At 71.5% G+C, this 17024-nt stretch carries 15 protein-coding genes and 1 tRNA gene; 9 read left to right on the plus strand and 7 right to left on the minus strand.

The features are described from left to right. Positions 1–536: 536 nt before the first annotated feature. The 4 genes from ACIG5E_RS16310 (at position 537) to ACIG5E_RS16325 (ending at position 3907) form a co-directional block, all read left to right on the plus strand. Positions 537–2687 carry a D-alanyl-D-alanine carboxypeptidase gene (locus tag ACIG5E_RS16310; RefSeq protein ID WP_396534074.1) on the plus strand — a complete coding sequence of 717 codons (2151 nt, stop codon included), beginning with the start codon at positions 537–539 and terminating at the stop codon, positions 2685–2687. Between the two features lie 125 nt (positions 2688–2812). After that, a tRNA-Arg gene (locus tag ACIG5E_RS16315) sits at positions 2813–2885 on the plus strand. Positions 2886–3410: 525 nt separating this feature from the next. Next, positions 3411–3581: a hypothetical protein gene (locus ACIG5E_RS16320; RefSeq protein ID WP_396534158.1), complete on the plus strand. Its 171-nt coding sequence runs from the start codon at positions 3411–3413 to the stop codon at positions 3579–3581. Positions 3582–3613: 32 nt separating this feature from the next. Further along, entirely contained in the window at positions 3614–3907 is a 294-nt protein-coding gene (locus ACIG5E_RS16325) for a hypothetical protein (RefSeq protein WP_396534075.1), read from the plus strand. Positions 3908–3992: 85 nt separating this feature from the next. On the opposite strand, the gene ACIG5E_RS16330 is transcribed toward ACIG5E_RS16325, so the two are convergent. Beyond that, a complete protein-coding gene (locus ACIG5E_RS16330) occupies positions 3993–4907 on the minus strand; it encodes a phosphatase PAP2 family protein (RefSeq protein ID WP_396534076.1) in 915 nt (304 codons plus the stop codon). 423 nt (positions 4908–5330) lie between these two features. Between ACIG5E_RS16330 and ACIG5E_RS16335 the strand changes: the two genes are divergently transcribed. Then, positions 5331–6302: a sigma-70 family RNA polymerase sigma factor gene (locus ACIG5E_RS16335; protein ID WP_030286482.1), complete on the plus strand. Its 972-nt coding sequence runs from the start codon at positions 5331–5333 to the stop codon at positions 6300–6302. A 136-nt stretch (positions 6303–6438) separates the two neighbouring features. Next, entirely contained in the window at positions 6439–6702 is a 264-nt protein-coding gene (locus tag ACIG5E_RS16340; protein ID WP_396534077.1) for a hypothetical protein, read from the plus strand. A gap of 68 nt (positions 6703–6770) precedes the next feature. Here ACIG5E_RS16340 and mscL read toward each other — a convergent pair whose 3' ends face one another. The 5 genes from mscL to ACIG5E_RS16365 all read right to left on the minus strand — a co-directional run bounded on the left by mscL (position 6771) and on the right by ACIG5E_RS16365 (position 11429). Beyond that, on the minus strand, positions 6771–7187 hold the full coding sequence (mscL, locus tag ACIG5E_RS16345; RefSeq protein ID WP_396534078.1) for a large conductance mechanosensitive channel protein MscL: 417 nt from the start codon (positions 7185–7187) through the stop codon (positions 6771–6773). A 30-nt stretch (positions 7188–7217) separates the two neighbouring features. Further along, positions 7218–7490: a hypothetical protein gene (locus tag ACIG5E_RS16350; protein ID WP_396534079.1), complete on the minus strand. Its 273-nt coding sequence runs from the start codon at positions 7488–7490 to the stop codon at positions 7218–7220. A 290-nt stretch (positions 7491–7780) separates the two neighbouring features. Then, complete coding sequence (locus tag ACIG5E_RS16355; protein WP_396534080.1) at positions 7781–8119, minus strand: FmdB family zinc ribbon protein; 339 nt, start codon at positions 8117–8119, stop codon at positions 7781–7783. 125 nt (positions 8120–8244) lie between these two features. Continuing rightward, positions 8245–9504: an MFS transporter gene (locus tag ACIG5E_RS16360; RefSeq protein WP_396534159.1), complete on the minus strand. Its 1260-nt coding sequence runs from the start codon at positions 9502–9504 to the stop codon at positions 8245–8247. Between the two features lie 440 nt (positions 9505–9944). Beyond that, positions 9945–11429, minus strand: coding sequence for a potassium/proton antiporter (locus ACIG5E_RS16365; RefSeq protein ID WP_396534081.1), 1485 nt, complete (start codon positions 11427–11429; stop codon positions 9945–9947). Between the two features lie 273 nt (positions 11430–11702). Between ACIG5E_RS16365 and ACIG5E_RS16370 the strand changes: the two genes are divergently transcribed. Continuing rightward, a complete protein-coding gene (locus tag ACIG5E_RS16370; protein ID WP_396534082.1) occupies positions 11703–14423 on the plus strand; it encodes a penicillin acylase family protein in 2721 nt (906 codons plus the stop codon). A 60-nt stretch (positions 14424–14483) separates the two neighbouring features. Here the strand turns inward: ACIG5E_RS16370 and ACIG5E_RS16375 are convergent, their stop codons facing one another. Continuing rightward, positions 14484–15059, minus strand: a complete 576-nt coding sequence (locus ACIG5E_RS16375) for a 5-formyltetrahydrofolate cyclo-ligase (RefSeq protein ID WP_396534083.1) — start codon at positions 15057–15059, stop codon at positions 14484–14486. 62 nt (positions 15060–15121) lie between these two features. Between ACIG5E_RS16375 and ACIG5E_RS16380 the strand changes: the two genes are divergently transcribed. After that, positions 15122–16030, plus strand: coding sequence for a GGDEF domain-containing protein (locus ACIG5E_RS16380; protein ID WP_396534084.1), 909 nt, complete (start codon positions 15122–15124; stop codon positions 16028–16030). Positions 16031–16081: 51 nt separating this feature from the next. Beyond that, the gene (gene galU / locus ACIG5E_RS16385) at positions 16082–17002 is read left to right on the plus strand and encodes a UTP--glucose-1-phosphate uridylyltransferase GalU (protein WP_270144670.1); all 921 of its coding nucleotides are present in this window, start codon (positions 16082–16084) and stop codon (positions 17000–17002) included. Positions 17003–17024 lie beyond the last annotated feature (22 nt).

Below are 17024 nucleotides of genomic sequence, written 5' to 3' on the forward strand. Positions count from 1 at the left end.
CGGCCTCGGGCCCGGCGTCTGACTCTTGAACAGGCCACGGTGCGGCCGTGCGACGGCAATAAGCGCCGGTCGGGCGGGGTGTGCGCGGCTGGATCGGCCGTCGGTGCCGGAGACTGTACAGGTACACGGGGCGGGGCGTCGGCTTCCCGAAATCGGGTCTGCCGGTGCCCCGCCGGGCGTTGAGGAGGCTGGGATACGTGGGCGAGTCCCCCGACAGGGTGCTGAGGGACGGCGAGCGGGAGCAGGGCCGCGAGCGCGAACGGACCGGTGCGCCGGCTGCCGGGGCGTCAGCCGAGGCCGTCGATGGGGTCCCTGCGGATGCGTCCGCGGAGAGCTCGGCCGACACGTCGGCCGAAGCTTCGGCGGAGACCACGGCCGGCGCGTCGGCGGAGACCACGGCTGACGCCTCGGCGGAGACCGCGGCCGGGGCATCCGCCGAGGCGTCCGCTGAGGCATCCGCCGACGCGCCGAAGGCGGGCGCCAAGGGCGGTTCGACCGTACAGCTCCGTGTCCGGGATGTGGACAGTCGGACGACGATGCTGCGACTGCCGGTGGACAACAAGACCACCGCGCTGCGGCTGCCCGAGGAGCTGGTGAAGCCTGCGGGCGACGACAGTTCCGATGGTGCGGCGGAGGAGAAGAAGGACTCGCCGAAGGCTGACGGGGCGAAGGAGGCCGCCGAGCGGCCGCCGGTCGCCGACCCGCGTCTCGCCATGCGGACGGCCTCGGCGGCAGCGGAGAAGGCCGTCGAGAAGGCCGTCGAGAAGGCCGTCGAGAAGGCAGCGGAGAAGACCGGCCGCGACGCCGACGCGCCCGACGCCGACTCCTCCACTGACACCGACTCCGACTCCGACTCCGACACGGATGCGGACACGGACGCGGACGCGGACGCTGATGCCGCCGCCGAGTCCTCCGAGGACTCCTCCACCGAGGCCGACTCTCCCGCCACCGCCACCACCACCGTCGCACTGACCAAGAACGGGCAGCCCGGTCAGCAGGCGGACGAGTCGGGCCAGTCGGGCGAGGCGGGCGAGTCGGGCCGGACCGGGAAGCTGGAGAAGCCCGAGCCGCTGCGCGCCCCCGCGGCCCCCGCTGTCGCCCCTGCCGCCGGGACCGTGCCCGAGCCCCCGGAGCCCGCTCCGACGCCCGAGCCGACCCCCGTCCCGGAGCCGGTGCCCGAGCCGACCCCGGAGCCCAAGCCCCTCCCCGAACCCGAGCCGACCCCGGGCCCCGCACCGCTGCCCGGCCCGCCCCCGAAGCCCGTGCCGGGCCCCGCCCCCACGCCGCCGCCGCTGCCCGAGCCGGACCCGCGGCCGGTGCCGCCCGTCCCGCCGCTGCCCCGGCCGGAGCCGCTGCCCTCCCGGCAGCCGGCTCCGCAGCCGGAGCCCCAGCCGCAGCCCTCGCCCGAGAACACGGCCGAGGCGATGGAGGTCCTGGCCACCCTCAACGCCCGCCCGGTCTCGCCGCTGCGGCGCGCGCTCAAGCGGATCACCATCTGGACGGCGTTCCTGGCCGTGGTGCTCGGCGCGGTGGTGGTGGCCCAGCTGCTGCGCCCGCTGCCGGACCCGAAGGTGCGGATGACGACCGCGGGCAGCTTCAGTTTCTCCGGCGACCAGCTCGACCTCGCCTGGCCGACCAAGGGTCAGTCCGCCGCCGAGGTGGTCGGCGTCGGCAGCCTCGGCAGCTCGGGTCAGGAGACGCCGGCCTCGATCGCCAGCGTCACCAAGGTGATGAACGCCTATCTGATCCTGCAGAAGTACCCGCTGAAGAAGGGGGAGGGCGGCCCCAAGATCAAGGTCGACAAGCAGGCCGCGCAGGAGTCCGGCAACGCCGACGAGTCCCGGGTGACCCTCGTCGAGAACCAGGAGCTCACCGAGTACCAGGCGCTGGAGCTGCTGATGCTGCCGTCCGCCAACAACGTGGCCCGGCTGCTCGCCCGCTTCCACTCCGGCTCCGAGGAGGCGTTCGTCAAACTGATGAACGACACCGCGGCCAAGCTCGGCATGACCAACACCACCTACGCCGACCCGGCGGGCTTCAACGCGGACACCAAGTCCACCGCGAAGGACCAGCTGAAGCTGGCCGAGCAGGTCATGCAGGACGACATCTTCCGGCAGATCGTCTCCACCCCGGACACCACGTTCAACAACGTGAAGATCTCCAACACCAACAACCTGATCAACCCGAAGACCGGCGTCATCGGCGTCAAGACCGGCTCCAGCACCCCGGCCGGCGGCTGCCTGATGTGGGCCGCCTACAAGGACATCGGCGGCGTGAAGCGGATGATCCTCGGCGTCACCCTGGGCCAGCAGGCCACCTCGCCCAACCCGGGCGACGGCATCCTGCCCACCGTGCTCAAGGTCAGCGGCAAGCAGATCCAGGCCGCGCAGAACGGGCTGAGCGGCCAGACCGTGGTGAAGAAGGGCGATGTCGTCGGCACCGTGGACGACGGGCTCGGCGGCAAGGTCCCGGTCGTCGCGACCAAGGACCTCGTGGTGGCCGGCTTCCCGGGCGTCACCGGCACGATCACCCTGGACCCGGCCGCGCTCCACCACAACGAGAAGGCGGGCAAGGAGATCGGCACCCTGCGGGTGGGCGCGGGCGACGGCAAGTCGGAGGTCCCGGTGGCCCTCCAGGCCGACCTCAACCCGCCGTCCATCCAGTCCCGCCTGCTGCGCCTCCTCTGACCCCTCCCCGACCCCCGAAGGGGGAGCCGGCCCATCCGGCTCCCCCTTCGCCGTTCCCCGGTCCGCCACCCCCGGCTCACCCCCGATCCGGTACGCTGTGAACGGCCTGGTCACCGACCGGCCACGCCTCAGTAGCTCAGGGGATAGAGCACGGCTCTCCTAAAGCCGGTGTCGCAGGTTCGATTCCTGTCTGGGGCACAACAGAACCGCAGCTCGCAGGCCCTCCGCCCACCACGGGCCGGAGGGCCTGCGGCATTTCCACCCCTCACCGGCCCGCCCGCCATGGCTCGGTCGAGAGCGGGTACCGGCAGGTCCGCCGGAGGGCCGGCGGACCCGGAGCCGCCGGATCCGGAGGAACGGCGAGGTCGGGCCCCCGGTTCGCCGGTCGAGCGGGTCCGTGGGAATTCCGGAATCACGCATTCTTCTTGTGGCCCTGCGGTAATCGAACCTCCGATGGTTCGCCGTCGGTCTTCCCGGGCGGGTTCGCCGGAGAATTCACCACGGGTCGGACCCGTGGGTATTAGCTGAATGTCGTGCACATGTCCACATTGGCGATGTCGGGGAATCCCGGTGCACGCGCGACAGGGGGAGAAAGCTCATGGGGTGGGCGCGCGCATGATGGCCCTTCAGGCCAGAGGCGTAGGGAAGAGCTACGGGGACAAGTAGGTCCTCCAGGACTGCGGGTTCGAACTGCCGGAGGGGTCCATCACGGCGCTGGTCGGCCTGGTCGGCGCGGGGAAGTCCACGCTGCTGCGGCTGATCGCCGGCCTGGACCGCAGCAGTCCGGGCGGGATGGCGGAGCGGGTGCCGGCCTCGGCCACGCTCGCCGAGATCGTGCTCGGCACCCTCCGCGGCGCCCAGGCCGGGGCGTCCGCGTCGCGGCACGCCGGCTGACCCGCGCAAGGCCGCACGACTCCCGAAAGGCAGTGCACCCATGGTCCGCCCAGATCGTGCTCACCCTGGTGATGCCGAAGCTGGCGACCATGGTCGCGCCCACCACCACCTTCGGACGCGGTGTGACGGACTACCAGATGGCGATCCTGTACTGGCACCAGACCTCGCTGACCCGGCTCGCGGACGGCGGCGTGGCGGTCGAGTACCAGCCGAACGGCTACTTCTGGGAGGCCCAACTGATCTCCAGTGCGGTCTTCCTGGTGCTGACCGCCGCCCTGCTCGCCTACGCCTGGCACACCGTGCGGACCATCCCGGGCAAGGCCTGACCGCTGCCGCCCGCTCTCGGGCCCTTCGCCGGATCCGGCGGAGGGCCTTCGGCGTTCCCGGGGCGGCTCCCCGGGGCCCGCGGCCTCAGCGGACCGGCGCGTCCGGGCGGTCGGCCGGACCGTCCCGGCCGGGCACGCCCGACTCGGCGCCGCCCAGCGGGTCGCCGTCCATCAGGCCGCCGTCCATCAGGCCGCCGCCCAGTGGGTCGCCGCCCAGCGGACCGTCGGCGTGCGGTTCATCGGTGCGCGGCGCCCTGGCGGACGACACGATGACCCGCTGGACCCGTGGCCTGGTCCGCCAGTTGACCCGCCGTACGTCCCGGGCCAGCGCTCCCGGCCGCCAGAGTTCGATCACGGCCGTCACGACGCCCAGCACGACGCCGGCGGCCAGCCAGCCCGCCACCACGTCGCTGGGCCAGTGCACCCCGAGGGCGGTCCGGGTCCAGCCGATGGTCAGCACCGTCGCCGCGGCCACCGCGCAGGCGGCGGTTCGGCCCCGGCGGTCGACCCGGTACCAGAGCAGGCCGACCAGGACGGCGCAGGTGATCGCCGAGGCCATCGCGTGCCCGGAGGGGAACGCCGGGCCGCCGGCGTGCGAGACCGGGTCGGAGAAGGCGGGCCGCTGCCGGTCGACGGCCAGCTTGAGCGCCCACTGGGTGCCCCAGCCGACCAGTGCCTGGGCGGCCACCCAGCCGGCCAGCACCCGGGCGCCGATCAGCCAGAGCCAGGCGGCCGCGATGCCGAGTAGTGCACGCATCGTGACGGGGCCGCCGATGTCGGAGAGGGTCTGCACCGCGGCGGTCCAGATCCGGTGGTCCCGTGCGTAATCGTGGAGTCCGCTGATCCAGTCCTGGTCGAACTGGTGCAGGGGGTGCCAGTGGCCCGTCACCAGCGTCGCCAGGAGGCAGAACAGCGCGGCGCAGCCCAGCGCGAGCGACGCGTCCCGAAGGAGGCGACGCTGACGCACAGTGACGGAGGTCGTGCTGTTGGTCAGGTGCATGCCTGGTACCTTCCCAGCGCCCTGCGCCGATCGGGAGCTGAGGTGATAGCGATTCGGCATCTTTTGTGCGGAGGACCTGCGTGCGCCGGGATGCGAGCGCGGGTGGAATACGGGGGCGCGCGGGAACGTGTGCGATCGCCCGGCTGTTCAACGAATGGGCGACGGTTGCGTGTGCGGCCTGTGAAGAAGTGCTCTACGGGCGGTCGCGGACGGGCACATGAGGTGCCTGATCGGTCACTGAGTGTCCAGATCCGGGGTGAAAACCGGCAGGATACTGCATTGCCGGGAAGAATCTGAGCGACTTGGGAATGTTGTCCGGAATCTGTTCGTTGGATCGTTACGTGTGAGCCCTTTTGGGCCCGCACTTCTTGCCCTCTCGGGGCAGGCAGGCAGACCTCGGCAATTCCAGCAAAGGGAGCAAGCATGGCCACCCGTGCCGTCGTTCGCGACAGGGCCGACCGGACTCGCGCGGCCCGCCCGACCAACCTTGAGGCCGACCGTGACTTGGTCGGTATGTACCTCGACGAGATCGCCAGGACGCCCCTGCTCGATGCCGCCGAGGAGGTCGAGCTCTCGCTGCGGATCGAGGCCGGCGTGTACGCCCAGCACATGCTGGACGAGGGTGAACTCCCCGACGGCGTCACGCGCGAGGAGCTGGAGGCGATAGCCGCCGACGCCGAGCGCGCCAAGGACGTCTTCATCCGCTCGAACCTCCGTCTGGTCGTGGCGGTCGCCCGCCGCTACCCGCGCAGCGGGCTGCCGCTGCTGGACCTCATCCAGGAGGGCAATGCCGGCCTGGTGCGCGCCGTCGAGAAGTTCGACTACGCCAAGGGCTTCAAGTTCTCCACCTACGCGACGTGGTGGATCCGGCAGGCGATCACCCGCTCGATCGCCGACCAGTCCCGCACGATCCGGCTGCCCGTGCACCTGGTCGAGGAGCTCGGCCGGATCCGCCGGGTGCAGCGCGAGAAGTCCAAGGAGCTGGGCCGCGAGGCGGAGCCGGCCGAGATCGCGGCCGAGCTGGACACCACCGAGGCCCGGATCAAGGACGTGCTGGACTGGGCGCGGGACCCGGTCAGCCTCAACATGTCGGTCGACGACGAGGGCGAGACCCAGTTCGGCGACCTGGTGGAGGACACCGGGGCGACGTCCCCCGAGGACGCCGTGATGGTCATGCTCCGCCGCGAGGAGCTGGACGACCTGATCGGGCGGCTGGACGACCGCACGGCCTCGATCATCCGCTCCCGCTACGGCATGGAGGACGGCCGCGAGCGCACCCTCACCGAGGTGGGCAAGCAGCACGGCCTCACTCGCGAGCGGATCCGCCAGATCGAGAAGCACGCCCTGGCCGAACTGAAGAAGATCGCCGACCACGCGGGCTTCGAAGCCGCCTGACGGTTGACGGCCGAGGTCGACCACCCGGGCCCTGGTGCGGAGCGCTCCGCACCAGGGCCCGTGGCGCGTCGCGGGCCTCTTAGGCTGGAGGGACAGGTCAGACCGTGAACAGGGGATCGGCAGGGGAGTGGACAGAGTGAGCGAGCAACGACAGGAACAGGGGCAAGGGCAGGGAGAGCAGGGGCAGGAGGAGCAGGACCAGCGGCAGCCGAAGGCCGAGGGCGGTCAGGACGCGGCCTCGGCCAAGGTCAAGGCCCGCCTGGTCTTCCGCGACCCGCTGGACCAGCAGTCCCGGGACGACACCGACGCCGGCTGGGGCGACCGACCCGGGGCTGGGGAGAGCGGTGGGCGGGGGCTGGACTGGTACCTGAGCCAGCGCCCGCCGCACCACGGGGGCTAGGGAGCGAGGGGCTAGGGAGCGAGGGACTAGGGAACGGGGGACTAGGGAACGGGGACCGGAACCGGGGATCAGCGCGCCGTGAGCAGCGCGTCGCGGATCTCGGTCAGCAGTTGGACCTCCTTGGCCTCGGCCTCGGCCGCCTCCTCGGCGACGCTCTTGCGCCTGGCCGCCATCCGGTTCATCGGCACGATCAGGACGAAGTAGACGACGGCGGCGGTGATCAGGAACTGCAGGGCGGCGCTGAGCACCGACCCCCACAGGATGAGGATTCCGGACGTGACCTCACCGGTGCCGCTCACCTCGCAGGGCCCCTTGAGGCAGGAACTGTAGGACGCCAGGTCCTTCGTCCCGAACACACCGACGATCGGATTGATCACGCCCTTGACGAAGGCGTTGACGATGTTGGTGAAGGCCGCGCCGATGACGACGGCGACGGCGAGTTCGACGACATTTCCACGCAGCAGGAATTCCTTGAAGCCTTTCATGCCGCCTCGAACGACGAAGTCGTTCCACGGTTACGGGTGATCTTCCGGAAGCCCGGATTGACAACCCGTACGGCCCACCGCGCCCCCCGAGGACGGCGGCAGCGCGGCCCGTGCGGGCCCGAACGCGAGCGCCGCGGCCACCGCGAGCAGCACCAGCGCGGGCACCCCGGCCCGCCGTCGGACGGCCCGGCGCCAGCGGTGCCACCCGCCGCACCCACGCCGGATCGGCGGGAAGCTCGGCACCTCCTGCCGGGGCGGCACGGTGGGCGCGGGCAGCGGAACGGACAGGCTCATGGTCGTCATCGGGCACCTCCGGATTCGGTCGGTCACCATGCGGTCGGTCACCGCTCGGTGACCCACACGATGCTCGCTCCCGCCGCCGCCGGAAAGCCGATTCCCACAGCCTGTGGACAACCCCGCCCCTGTGGACAACTTCGTACACTCACACGAGTGAGTCCGACCTCCGAAAACTGACGGACGACGCGCGAGAGCACGAAGAGCAACGCGAAAAGGCCCGCCGCCCCCGCGCGAAGCGGGGCCGACGGGCCTTCCCGTGAAGCCTCAGGAGCTCCCGGGAGCCCCGGGAGCCGAGCTCAGCTCGCGGCCGGAGCCGGGCTGCTGGACGAGCTGGACGAGTTGGACGAGCTCGACGAACCGGACGAGCCCGAAGTGCTCGACGAGCCGGACGAACCCGACGTCGACGACGACGTCGAGGATCCGGCGGACGAACCCGCGCCCACCGAGCTGCTGGAGGACGAGCGGCTGTCGGTCCGGTAGAAGCCCGAGCCCTTGAACACGACACCCACGGCCGAGAAGACCTTGCGGAGCCGTCCCTGGCAGTCGGGGCACGTGGTCAGCGCCTCGTCGGTGAACTTCTGCACCGCCTCCAGGCCGCTGCCGCACTCGGTGCACTGGTACTGGTACGTGGGCACTTGTCTTCCTCCTGGCACTCTCGCCTGATGAGTGCTAACGATGGTCAATGATGCGGTATTCCGTTGGATCAGTCCAGCGAATCCGGTGTGAGATGAGCCGGTACGGGCCGCGTTCGACCGCTCGCTCAGCCCTTGGCCGCGCCGACCAGCTGCCCCGCGCCGGCCCGCTCGGCGGACCCCGCCACCACCTGGCTGGTCCGGCTCGGTGCGACCAGCAGGTGCCGCATCGACACCAGCGCGACCAGCCCGAGGCCCGCGCCGACCAGCGGCACCAGGAACCCGGCGGACGGACCGTGGCCGTCGATCAGTCGCCCGGCCACCATCGAGCCGACGGCCAGGCCCAGGCCGATGGCGCCGGTCAGCCAGGTGAACGCCTCGGTCTTGGCCCCGTCCTCGACCAGGGTCTCGACCAGGGTGTAGCCACTGATGAGGGTCGGGGCGATGGCCAGGCCGCAGACCAGCCCGGCGATCGACAGCGTGACCAGGTTGGGCATCGCCCACAGCGTCGAGCAGCCGACCACCAGCAGCGCGTAGCTGATGACCATCCGGTGCTGGACGGCCCGCCGCCAGGCGATGACGCCGTAGAGCACGCCCGCCACCATCGAGCCGCCCGCGAAGATCCCGTACACGGTGCCGGCGGCGTCGTGCTGGCCGACCGAGTCGGCGAAGGCGTTCACCGAGACCTGCATCCCGCCGAACACGGCCCCCACCCCGAGGATCACGCCGGCCAGCAGCCGGACGCCGGGCGAGGTCAGCGCGGAGGCGCGTCGCGTTCCGGGCTGCGGGGCGGTCCGGGCCGGTGCGGTGCGGCGCTGGGCGGCGAAGACCAGTCCGCCGACGAAGGTCAGCGCGGCCTCCGTGATCAGCGCGGTGGACGGACTGACCGAGGTGGCGATCTTGGCGGCCAGGATGGGGCCGATCACGAAGGTGAACTCGTCCGTCACGGACTCGAAGGCGAACGCGGTGCTCACCTTGGCCGCCGAGTGGGCGGAGGCACCCTCGGCGCCGATGGTGGCGATCCAGCGCGCCCGGACCATCGCGCCGATCTGCGGGACGCTCGCGCCGGCCGGAACGGCGGCCAGGAACAGGCACCAGGCCGGCGCGTGGCCGAGCGCCAGCGCGATCAGCAGGCCGACCGAGGCCGCGTGCACCGCGACGGTCGGGACCAGGACGGCGGCCTGCCCGTACCGGTCGGCGAGCCGCCCGGTCTGCGGGCCGATCAGGGCCTGCGCGACGGCGGCGATCGCCGTGACGGTGCCGGCGGTGCCGTACGAGCCGTGGGTGTCCTTGACCAGCAGCAGGATGCCCATGCTGAGCATCGCGTAGGGCAGCCGCGCGATGAAGGCGGGGGCCAGGAACGTCCAGGCACCGGGCGTGCGCAGCAGCGCGCCGTACCCGACCTTGGCGGGTGCGGTCGTGGGGGTGGTCGCGCTGTCGGGGGTGCTGTCCGCGGTGAGCGACGTGGAGTCCGCGGTGATCTCGACCGTTCGGCGGGCCGTCACGGTCGGTCCTTCCTGCTGCCTGGTAGCGCGGCAGGGCATGGGGTGGCCCCGACGGCGCCGAGAGTCGTCCTCTCGCGCGTCGACCGGGGTAGATACCGGGCCGGCCGGGCCTGGTGGGCCGGGGCCGGACCGCGGCCGCCGAGCGGTCGCGCCAACTCTGCGTCAGGCAGATGCTGGGGGTGGTCTAACGGTAGTTATACGGCGTAGTCGAACCAGCATACAGTTACGCGCGTAGATTCCGCCAGGCCACCCATGGCACAGCAGTCCCGGCCGTCACCGTGCGTTCAGCTATCCGGCCGTCACCGCCCGAGCAGCCCCGGCCGTCACCGTGCGTTCAGCCACCCCGCCAGCTTGCCGCCCTTGTCCACGGCCCGCAGCCGCCGCTCCGCCGCCTCGCTCACCTCGTCCGTGGTGACCACCAGCAGCTCGTCCCCGCCGCGCAGCATCGTCGCCTTGTCCGGCACGAAGGAGTTGCCCTCCCGCACGACCAGGGTGACCGCCGCCCCCTTGGGCAGCCGCAGCTCGCTGATCTCCACGCCGGACATCCGCGAGGTCGGCGAGAGCGTGATCGACAGCAGGTGCCCGCGCAGCTTCTCCAGCGGCGCGGACTCGATGTCGAGGTCCTGGCCCATCGCGCCCTCGCCGATCTTCAGCCGCTTGGCCATCCAGGGCAGGGTCGGCCCCTGGAGCAGGGTGAAGACGACGACCAGGATGAAGACGATGTTGAACACGTCCTCGGCCTCGTGGGCGCCGGAGACCACCGGGATGGTGGCCAGCACGATGGGCACCGCGCCGCGCAGCCCGGCCCAGCTCAGCAGGGCCTGCTCGCGGCCGGGCACCTTGAACGGGGTCAGCGTGAGCACCACGGACAGCGGCCGGGCCAGGAAGACCAGCACCCCGCCGATCACCAGCGCGGGCACCACGGCGTCGCCCATGCTCTCGGGCGCGGCGAGCAGTCCGAGCAGCACGAACATGCCGATCTGCCCGATCCAGGCCAGCCCGTCGGCGAAGCCGCGCACGGCCGGTCCGTGCGGGAGCTTGGAGTTCCCGAGGATCACCGCGCTGATGTAGACGGCGAGGAAGCCGGAGCCGTGCAGCAGCGAGCCGCCGGCGTAGGCGAGCACGGTCAGCGCCACCACGGCGATCGGGTACAGGCCCGAGGAGGGCAGCGCGACGTGCTTGATCGCGTACGCGCCGAGCTTGCCGACGGCCAGGCCGACCGCCGCGCCGATCGCCAGCTCGGCGACTATCGTGCCGAGCAGCACGTACCAGGTGTCCAGTTCGCCGGTGGAGGCGAAGGCGACGACCAGGATGACCACGGGCGCGTCGTTGAAGCCGGACTCGGCCTCCAGCAGACCGGTGAGCCGGTGAGGCAGCGGGACCATCCGCAGCACCGAGAAGACGGCCGCGGCGTCGGTGGAGGAGACGATCGCGCCGAGCAGCAGCGAGGTCCGCCAGTCCAGGCCGACCAGCCAGTGGGCGCCGGCCGCGGTGACGAAGACGCTTATCCCGACGCCGACGGTGGCCAGTACGGTGGCCGCCGGCATCGCCGGTCTGACCTCGCGCCAGCTGGTCTTGAGGCCGCCCTCGGCCAGGATCACCACGAGTGCCGCGTAGCCGAGCACCTGGGTCAGTTCGGCGTTGTTGAAGGTGACGCCGATCCCGTTCTGGCCCAGTGCGACGCCGATCCCGAGGTAGATCAGCAGACTGGGCAGTCCTGATCGGGTCGAGAACCGGACGGCGACCACCGCGAAGAGCAGGATCACGGAGGCTTCGAGCAGGAGCTGGTTCAGATGGGCGACGTTCACGCAGTGGCACCTCGGGCAGGCATGGGCGGGCGGGGTGTCAGGTGGTGCAGGGGTGTTCCGTGTGTACAGAGAGGGGTGCTGTCGAGCACCGGTCCGCCAAGAAGTCGTCAATGCTCCTGTTGCGGATCGTTACTCAGTCTAACATTTTGCCATATCTTTAGTTTGGTCCCCCGGTCACAGCGCTCCGCCGACTCGGCCTAATGTGGTTCCCTGTCACGGCCCCAGGCCCTGGACACGCCCGCCCGCCCCGAAGTCAGGACCGCAAGGACCCAGATGCCCCGCTCGAAGAAGTTCCGGCGCGCCCGTCTGATCGTGATCGTGCTGGTCGTGCTGCTGGTGGCCGGCGTCGGCTACGGCGGCTACCGCGGGGTCACCGCGGTCCGTGCGTCCTTCCCGGAGGTGGATGGCACGGTCAAGGTGGCGGGCCTGAGCGCGCCGGTCGACGTCAAGCGCGACGCCAACGGCATCCCGCAGCTGTACGCGGACACCTCCGAGGACCTGTTCCGCGCCCAGGGCTACGTCCAGGCCCAGGACCGCTTCTGGGAGATGGACGTCCGCCGGCACATCACCGCGGGCCGGCTCTCCGAGATGTTCGGCGACAGCCAGGTCGACACCGACTCCTTCATCCGCACCATGGGCTGGCGCCAGGTGGCGCAGAAGGAGTACGACACCAAGCTGTCGCCCGAGACCAAGAAGTACCTGCAGGCCTACGCGGACGGCGTGAACGCCTGGCTCGCCGAGCACCCCGGCGGGGAGAAGGCCTCGCTGGAGTACGCCATGCTCGGCGCCGTCAACAGCGGCTACAAGCCCGAGCAGTGGACCCCGGTGGACTCGGTGGCCTGGCTCAAGGCGATGGCCTGGAACCTCTCCGGGAACCTCCAGGAGGAGATCGACCGCTCGCTGCTCGCCCAGGACTTCGGCCCGGACAAGATCGCCGAGCTGTACCCGGAGTACCCGTACTCCCGCAACGGCACGATCGTGAAGACCGGCACCGTCAGCGGTGACACCTACCGCCCGGCCGACGGCTCCGCCCAGCCCGGTACGGCCTCCGGCGGCAGCACCGCCCAGGGCGCCGCCACCACCAAGGCGCTGGTCCAGGGCCTCACCGACCGGATCGACGGGATGCCGCAGCTGCTCGGCCGCCCCGGCCAGGGCATCGGCTCCAACTCCTGGGTGGTGGCCGGCTCGCACACCACCACCGGCAAGCCCCTGCTGGCCAACGACCCGCACCTCGGCCCCGGCCTGCCCTCGGTCTGGTACCAGATGGGTCTGCACTGCCGGACCGCCTCGCCGGCCTGCCAGTTCGACGCCTCCGGCTTCACCTTCGCCGGCATGCCGGGCGTCGTGATCGGTCACAACAAGGACATCGCCTGGGGCTTCACCAACCTCGGCGCCGACGTCACCGACCTCTACCTGGAGAAGGTGACCGGCCCGGACACCTACCAGGTGGACGGCAAGGACGTGAAGTTCGACCTCCGCAAGGAGACCATCAAGGTCGCCGGCGGCGAGGACCGCACCATCACCGTCCGCACCACCCAGACCGGCGCCCCGCTCATCTCCGACCAGAGCACCGAGCAGCAGAACGTCGGCAAGTACGCCCCCAACGGCAGCTCCGCCCCCGACCGCGGCACCGGCGGCTACGGCGTCGCCCTGCAGTGGACGGCGCTCAGCCCGGGCAAGACCATGGACGCCGTCCTCGAGCTGGACAAGGCCCGCAACTGGGACGACTTCAGGGCCGCCGCCAAGGACTTCGCCGTCCCCGCGCAGAACCTGATCTACGCCGACGCCAAGAACATCGGCTACCAGGCGCCGGGCGTCATCCCGGTGCGCGGCAAGGGCGACGGCTCCATGCCCGCCCCGGGCTGGGACTCGTCCTACCAGTGGAAGCCGGACCCGGTCCCCTTCACCGCCCTGCCGTACAGCTTCAACCCGGCCTCCGGCTACATCGTCACCGCCAACCAGGCCGTGGTCGACCCCGGCTACAAGTACAACCTCACCAAGGACTGGGAGTACGGCACCCGGGCCAAGGAGATCACCGAACAGATCGAGGGCCTGCTCAAGAACAACGGCAAGATCTCGCCGGACGACATGCAGACCCTGCAGCTGGACAACACCAGCATCATGGCCAAGACGCTGGTCCCGCTGCTGCTCAAGCAGCAGATCGACGACCCGTACGTGCGCCAGGCCCAGGACCTTCTGAAGGACTGGAACTTCCACCAGGACGCCGACTCGGCCGCCGCCGCCTACTACAACGGCGTCTGGCGCAACCTGCTCATCCTCGCCTTCGGCCAGAAGTTCCCGGCCGACATCCGGGCCAAGGACAACTGCCTGCTGGTGCGCCAGCAGGACGATCCGACCAAGCCGGACAGCTCCAGCAAGATCGTCACCCAGTGCGGCACCCGCGACCCGGGCAAGGCCCAGCCGGACGGCGGCGACCGCTGGACCGAGGTGGTGCGCGCCCAGCTGGACAAGCCCGACAGCTCGTGGTGGACGTACATCGACTCCCAGCACAAGGAGCAGAAGGGCCTGGACAACCTGCTCAAGGAGGCGATGAAGAACGCCCGGCAGGACCTGACCTCGCTGCTCGGCAAGGACATCTCCACCTGGAGCTGGGGCCGCCTGCACAAGCTGGAGCTGCGTGAGCAGACCCTCGGCACCGACAACTCCTCGATCGCCTCCGGCGCCGTCCACAAGCTGCTCAACCGCGGCCCGTACCGCCTCTCCGGCGGCTCGGCGGCGGTCGACGCGGCGGGCTGGAACGCGGCGGCCGGCTACCAGGTGGACTGGATCCCGTCGATGCGGATGGTGGTCGACCTGAACGACCTCGACTCCTCGCGCTGGATCAACGTCGGCGGCGAATCCGGCCACGCCTTCCACGCGAACTACAACGACCAGACCGATCTCTGGCTCAAGGGCAAGCTGCTGACCTGGGCGTTCACGCCGGACGCGGTCGAGAAGGCCACCAAGCACAAGCTGGTGCTCACCACCGGCTGACGCCCGTACGGCACCCAGAGCGGCCCAGCTCCCCTCCGAGGGGGCGGGGCCGCCGCCGTCTCAGCCGAGCGCTCGCACCCCCGAGGGCGTGACCGCCAGATCGACCGGCAGGTCGTGCGGCTCGGCCGGCACCCGCTCCAGCAGCTCGTGCTCGTACAGCAGCACGGCCAGCACCGGCCGCACCCCCGCCCGCCCCAGCCGGGCCAGCACCCGGTCGTAGCTGCCGCCGCCCCGGCCCAGCCGCAGTCCGCCCCGGTCCACCGCCAGGCCCGGCAGCAGCACCACCGAGGCCCCCGTGACGGCCTCCGGCCCGAGTCGCGGCCCGACCGGCTCCAGCAGCCCGCGTCCGGCCGGGGCCAGCGCCTGCGGCCCCGCGTACTCGGCCCAGTCCAGGTCGTTGTCGGGCAGCAGCACGGGCAGCAGCACCCGCACGCCGCTCTCCCGCAGCGCGTCCAGCAGCGGCCTGGTCCCGGGCTCCGCGCCCACCGAGACGTAGGCGGCCACCGTGGAGCCGGGCGCGGCCAGCTCCCAGGCGTGTCCGGCCAGCGCGTGAGCCGCCTCCGCGCGCCCCTCGGCGGTGAGTGCGCGGCGCCGCGTCAACAGCCGTGTCCTCAGGTCGCTCTTCTCGTTGTGCACCGGATCCTCCACGTCCGAAAACCGTGACGCGCAGAGCCTGACACGCGAAAGGGCGGCCCCGATTGTCCACCCCGTTGCTGGTCCACGCCCTGGCCGCGCTGAGCGCCCCCGCGCTGGCCGGCGCCACCGTGCTCGGCCTGCGCGTGCGCCGGGAGCGGACCGAGGCCGCCGAGGACCGGGAGCGGCTCAACGGCCGGATCGCCGAACTGGAGGAACGTTGCGCCGAGCTGGAGCGCACCGCCTCCTGCGACTCGCTCACCGGCGTCTGGAACTACCGCCACCTCCAGCTCACCCTGGACCGGGAGATCGAACGGGCCCGCCGCGCCGAACACACCGACCAGGCCGACGGCCCGCGCCCGCTGGCCGTGCTGCTGCTGGAGATCGCCGGCTTCGACGCGGTCATCGCCGAACACGGCCGCGCCCGCGGCAACGCCATACTGCGCGACCTCGCCCAGCGGCTCGCGATGGAGATCCGCCGGGCCGACACCCTGGGCCGCTACAGCGGCGAGGAGTTCCTGGTGGTGCTGCCGGACACCGGCGCCGAGGGCGCCGTGCAGGTCGCCGAGCGGCTGGTCTGGTCGGTCCGCCGGCACCTGCTGCTCGACTGGTCCTCCGGCACCCGGGCGCCACGCCCGGCCGGGGGCAACGGCCTGACCGCCGCCGTCGGCATCGCCGTGCTGCCCGAGGACGGCACCCACGCGGCCGTCCTGCTGCGCTCCGCGGACGCCGCGCTGGCCGCGGCGCGGGCGGCCGGCGGCGACTGCTGGCGGATCGCACCGCGCCCCGGACAGCCTTCCGGCGGTCCCCGTGAGCAGCCGGCTCCGGCTGCGGAGCGGCCGTCGACTGCCGAACGTGACCGTTCGGGAAAGCCGGGTAGTCTGTCGGCCTGTACCGGAGGGGACCCCCTGACCCAGCCGGTCGCTTCCCATACGACTGCCACTGTGGCCGTGCCCCGGGACGTGCTGTCCTAGCCGTCCGACCGTGCTCGGCCGGGCGAAAACGTGCCTGAGTAAGGTAAACGCATGACGACGACCACCTCCCGAATTCCGGTAACCAAGGCCGTGGTACCCGCGGCCGGACTGGGCACCCGCTTCCTTCCGGCGACCAAGGCCACCCCTAAGGAGATGCTGCCCGTCGTCGACAAGCCGGCCATCCAGTACGTCGTCGAGGAGGCCTCCGCCGCGGGCCTGTCCGACATACTGATGGTCACCGGCCGCAACAAGCGCGCGCTGGAGGACCACTTCGACCGCGCCTACGAGCTGGAGGAGCTGCTCGTCCGCAAGGGCGACGAGGACCGCCTGCGCCGGGTCCGCGAGTCCGTCGAGCTGGCCAACATGCACTACGTCCGCCAGGGTGACCCGAAGGGCCTCGGCCACGCCGTCTCCGTCGCGGAGCAGCACGTCGCCGGCCAGCCCTTCGCCGTCCTGCTCGGCGACGACCTGATCGACCCGCGCGACCCGCTGCTCGCCCGCATGATCGAGGTGCAGCAGGAGCTCGGCGGCTCGGTCGTCGCCCTCATGGAGGTCGACCCCTCCCAGATCCACCTCTACGGCTGCGCCGCCGTCAAGGCCAACGGCTTCGGCGAGGACGTCTTCCAGGTGACCGACCTGGTCGAGAAGCCCGAGCCCGGCGAGGCCCCGTCCAACTACGCCGTCATCGGCCGCTACGTCCTCGACCCGCTGGTCTTCGACGTGCTGCGCGAGACCCCGCCCGGCCGCGGCGGCGAGATCCAGCTCACCGACGCCCTGCGCGAGCTGACCACCCGCGACGCCGAGGCCGGCGGCCAGGTGCACGGCGTGCTCTTCAAGGGCCGCCGCTACGACACCGGTGACCGCGCGGACTACCTGCGCGCTATCGTCCGACTGGCCGCCGAGCGCGAGGACCTGGGCCCGGAGTTCCGCTCCTGGCTGCGGGAGTTCGTCGGCTCCGAGCTGCAGGACTGACACACGACACAGAGAGCGAGCC

The sequence above is a fragment of the Kitasatospora sp. NPDC053057 genome (assembly GCF_044546945.1).
Lineage (GTDB): Bacteria > Actinomycetota > Actinomycetes > Streptomycetales > Streptomycetaceae > Kitasatospora.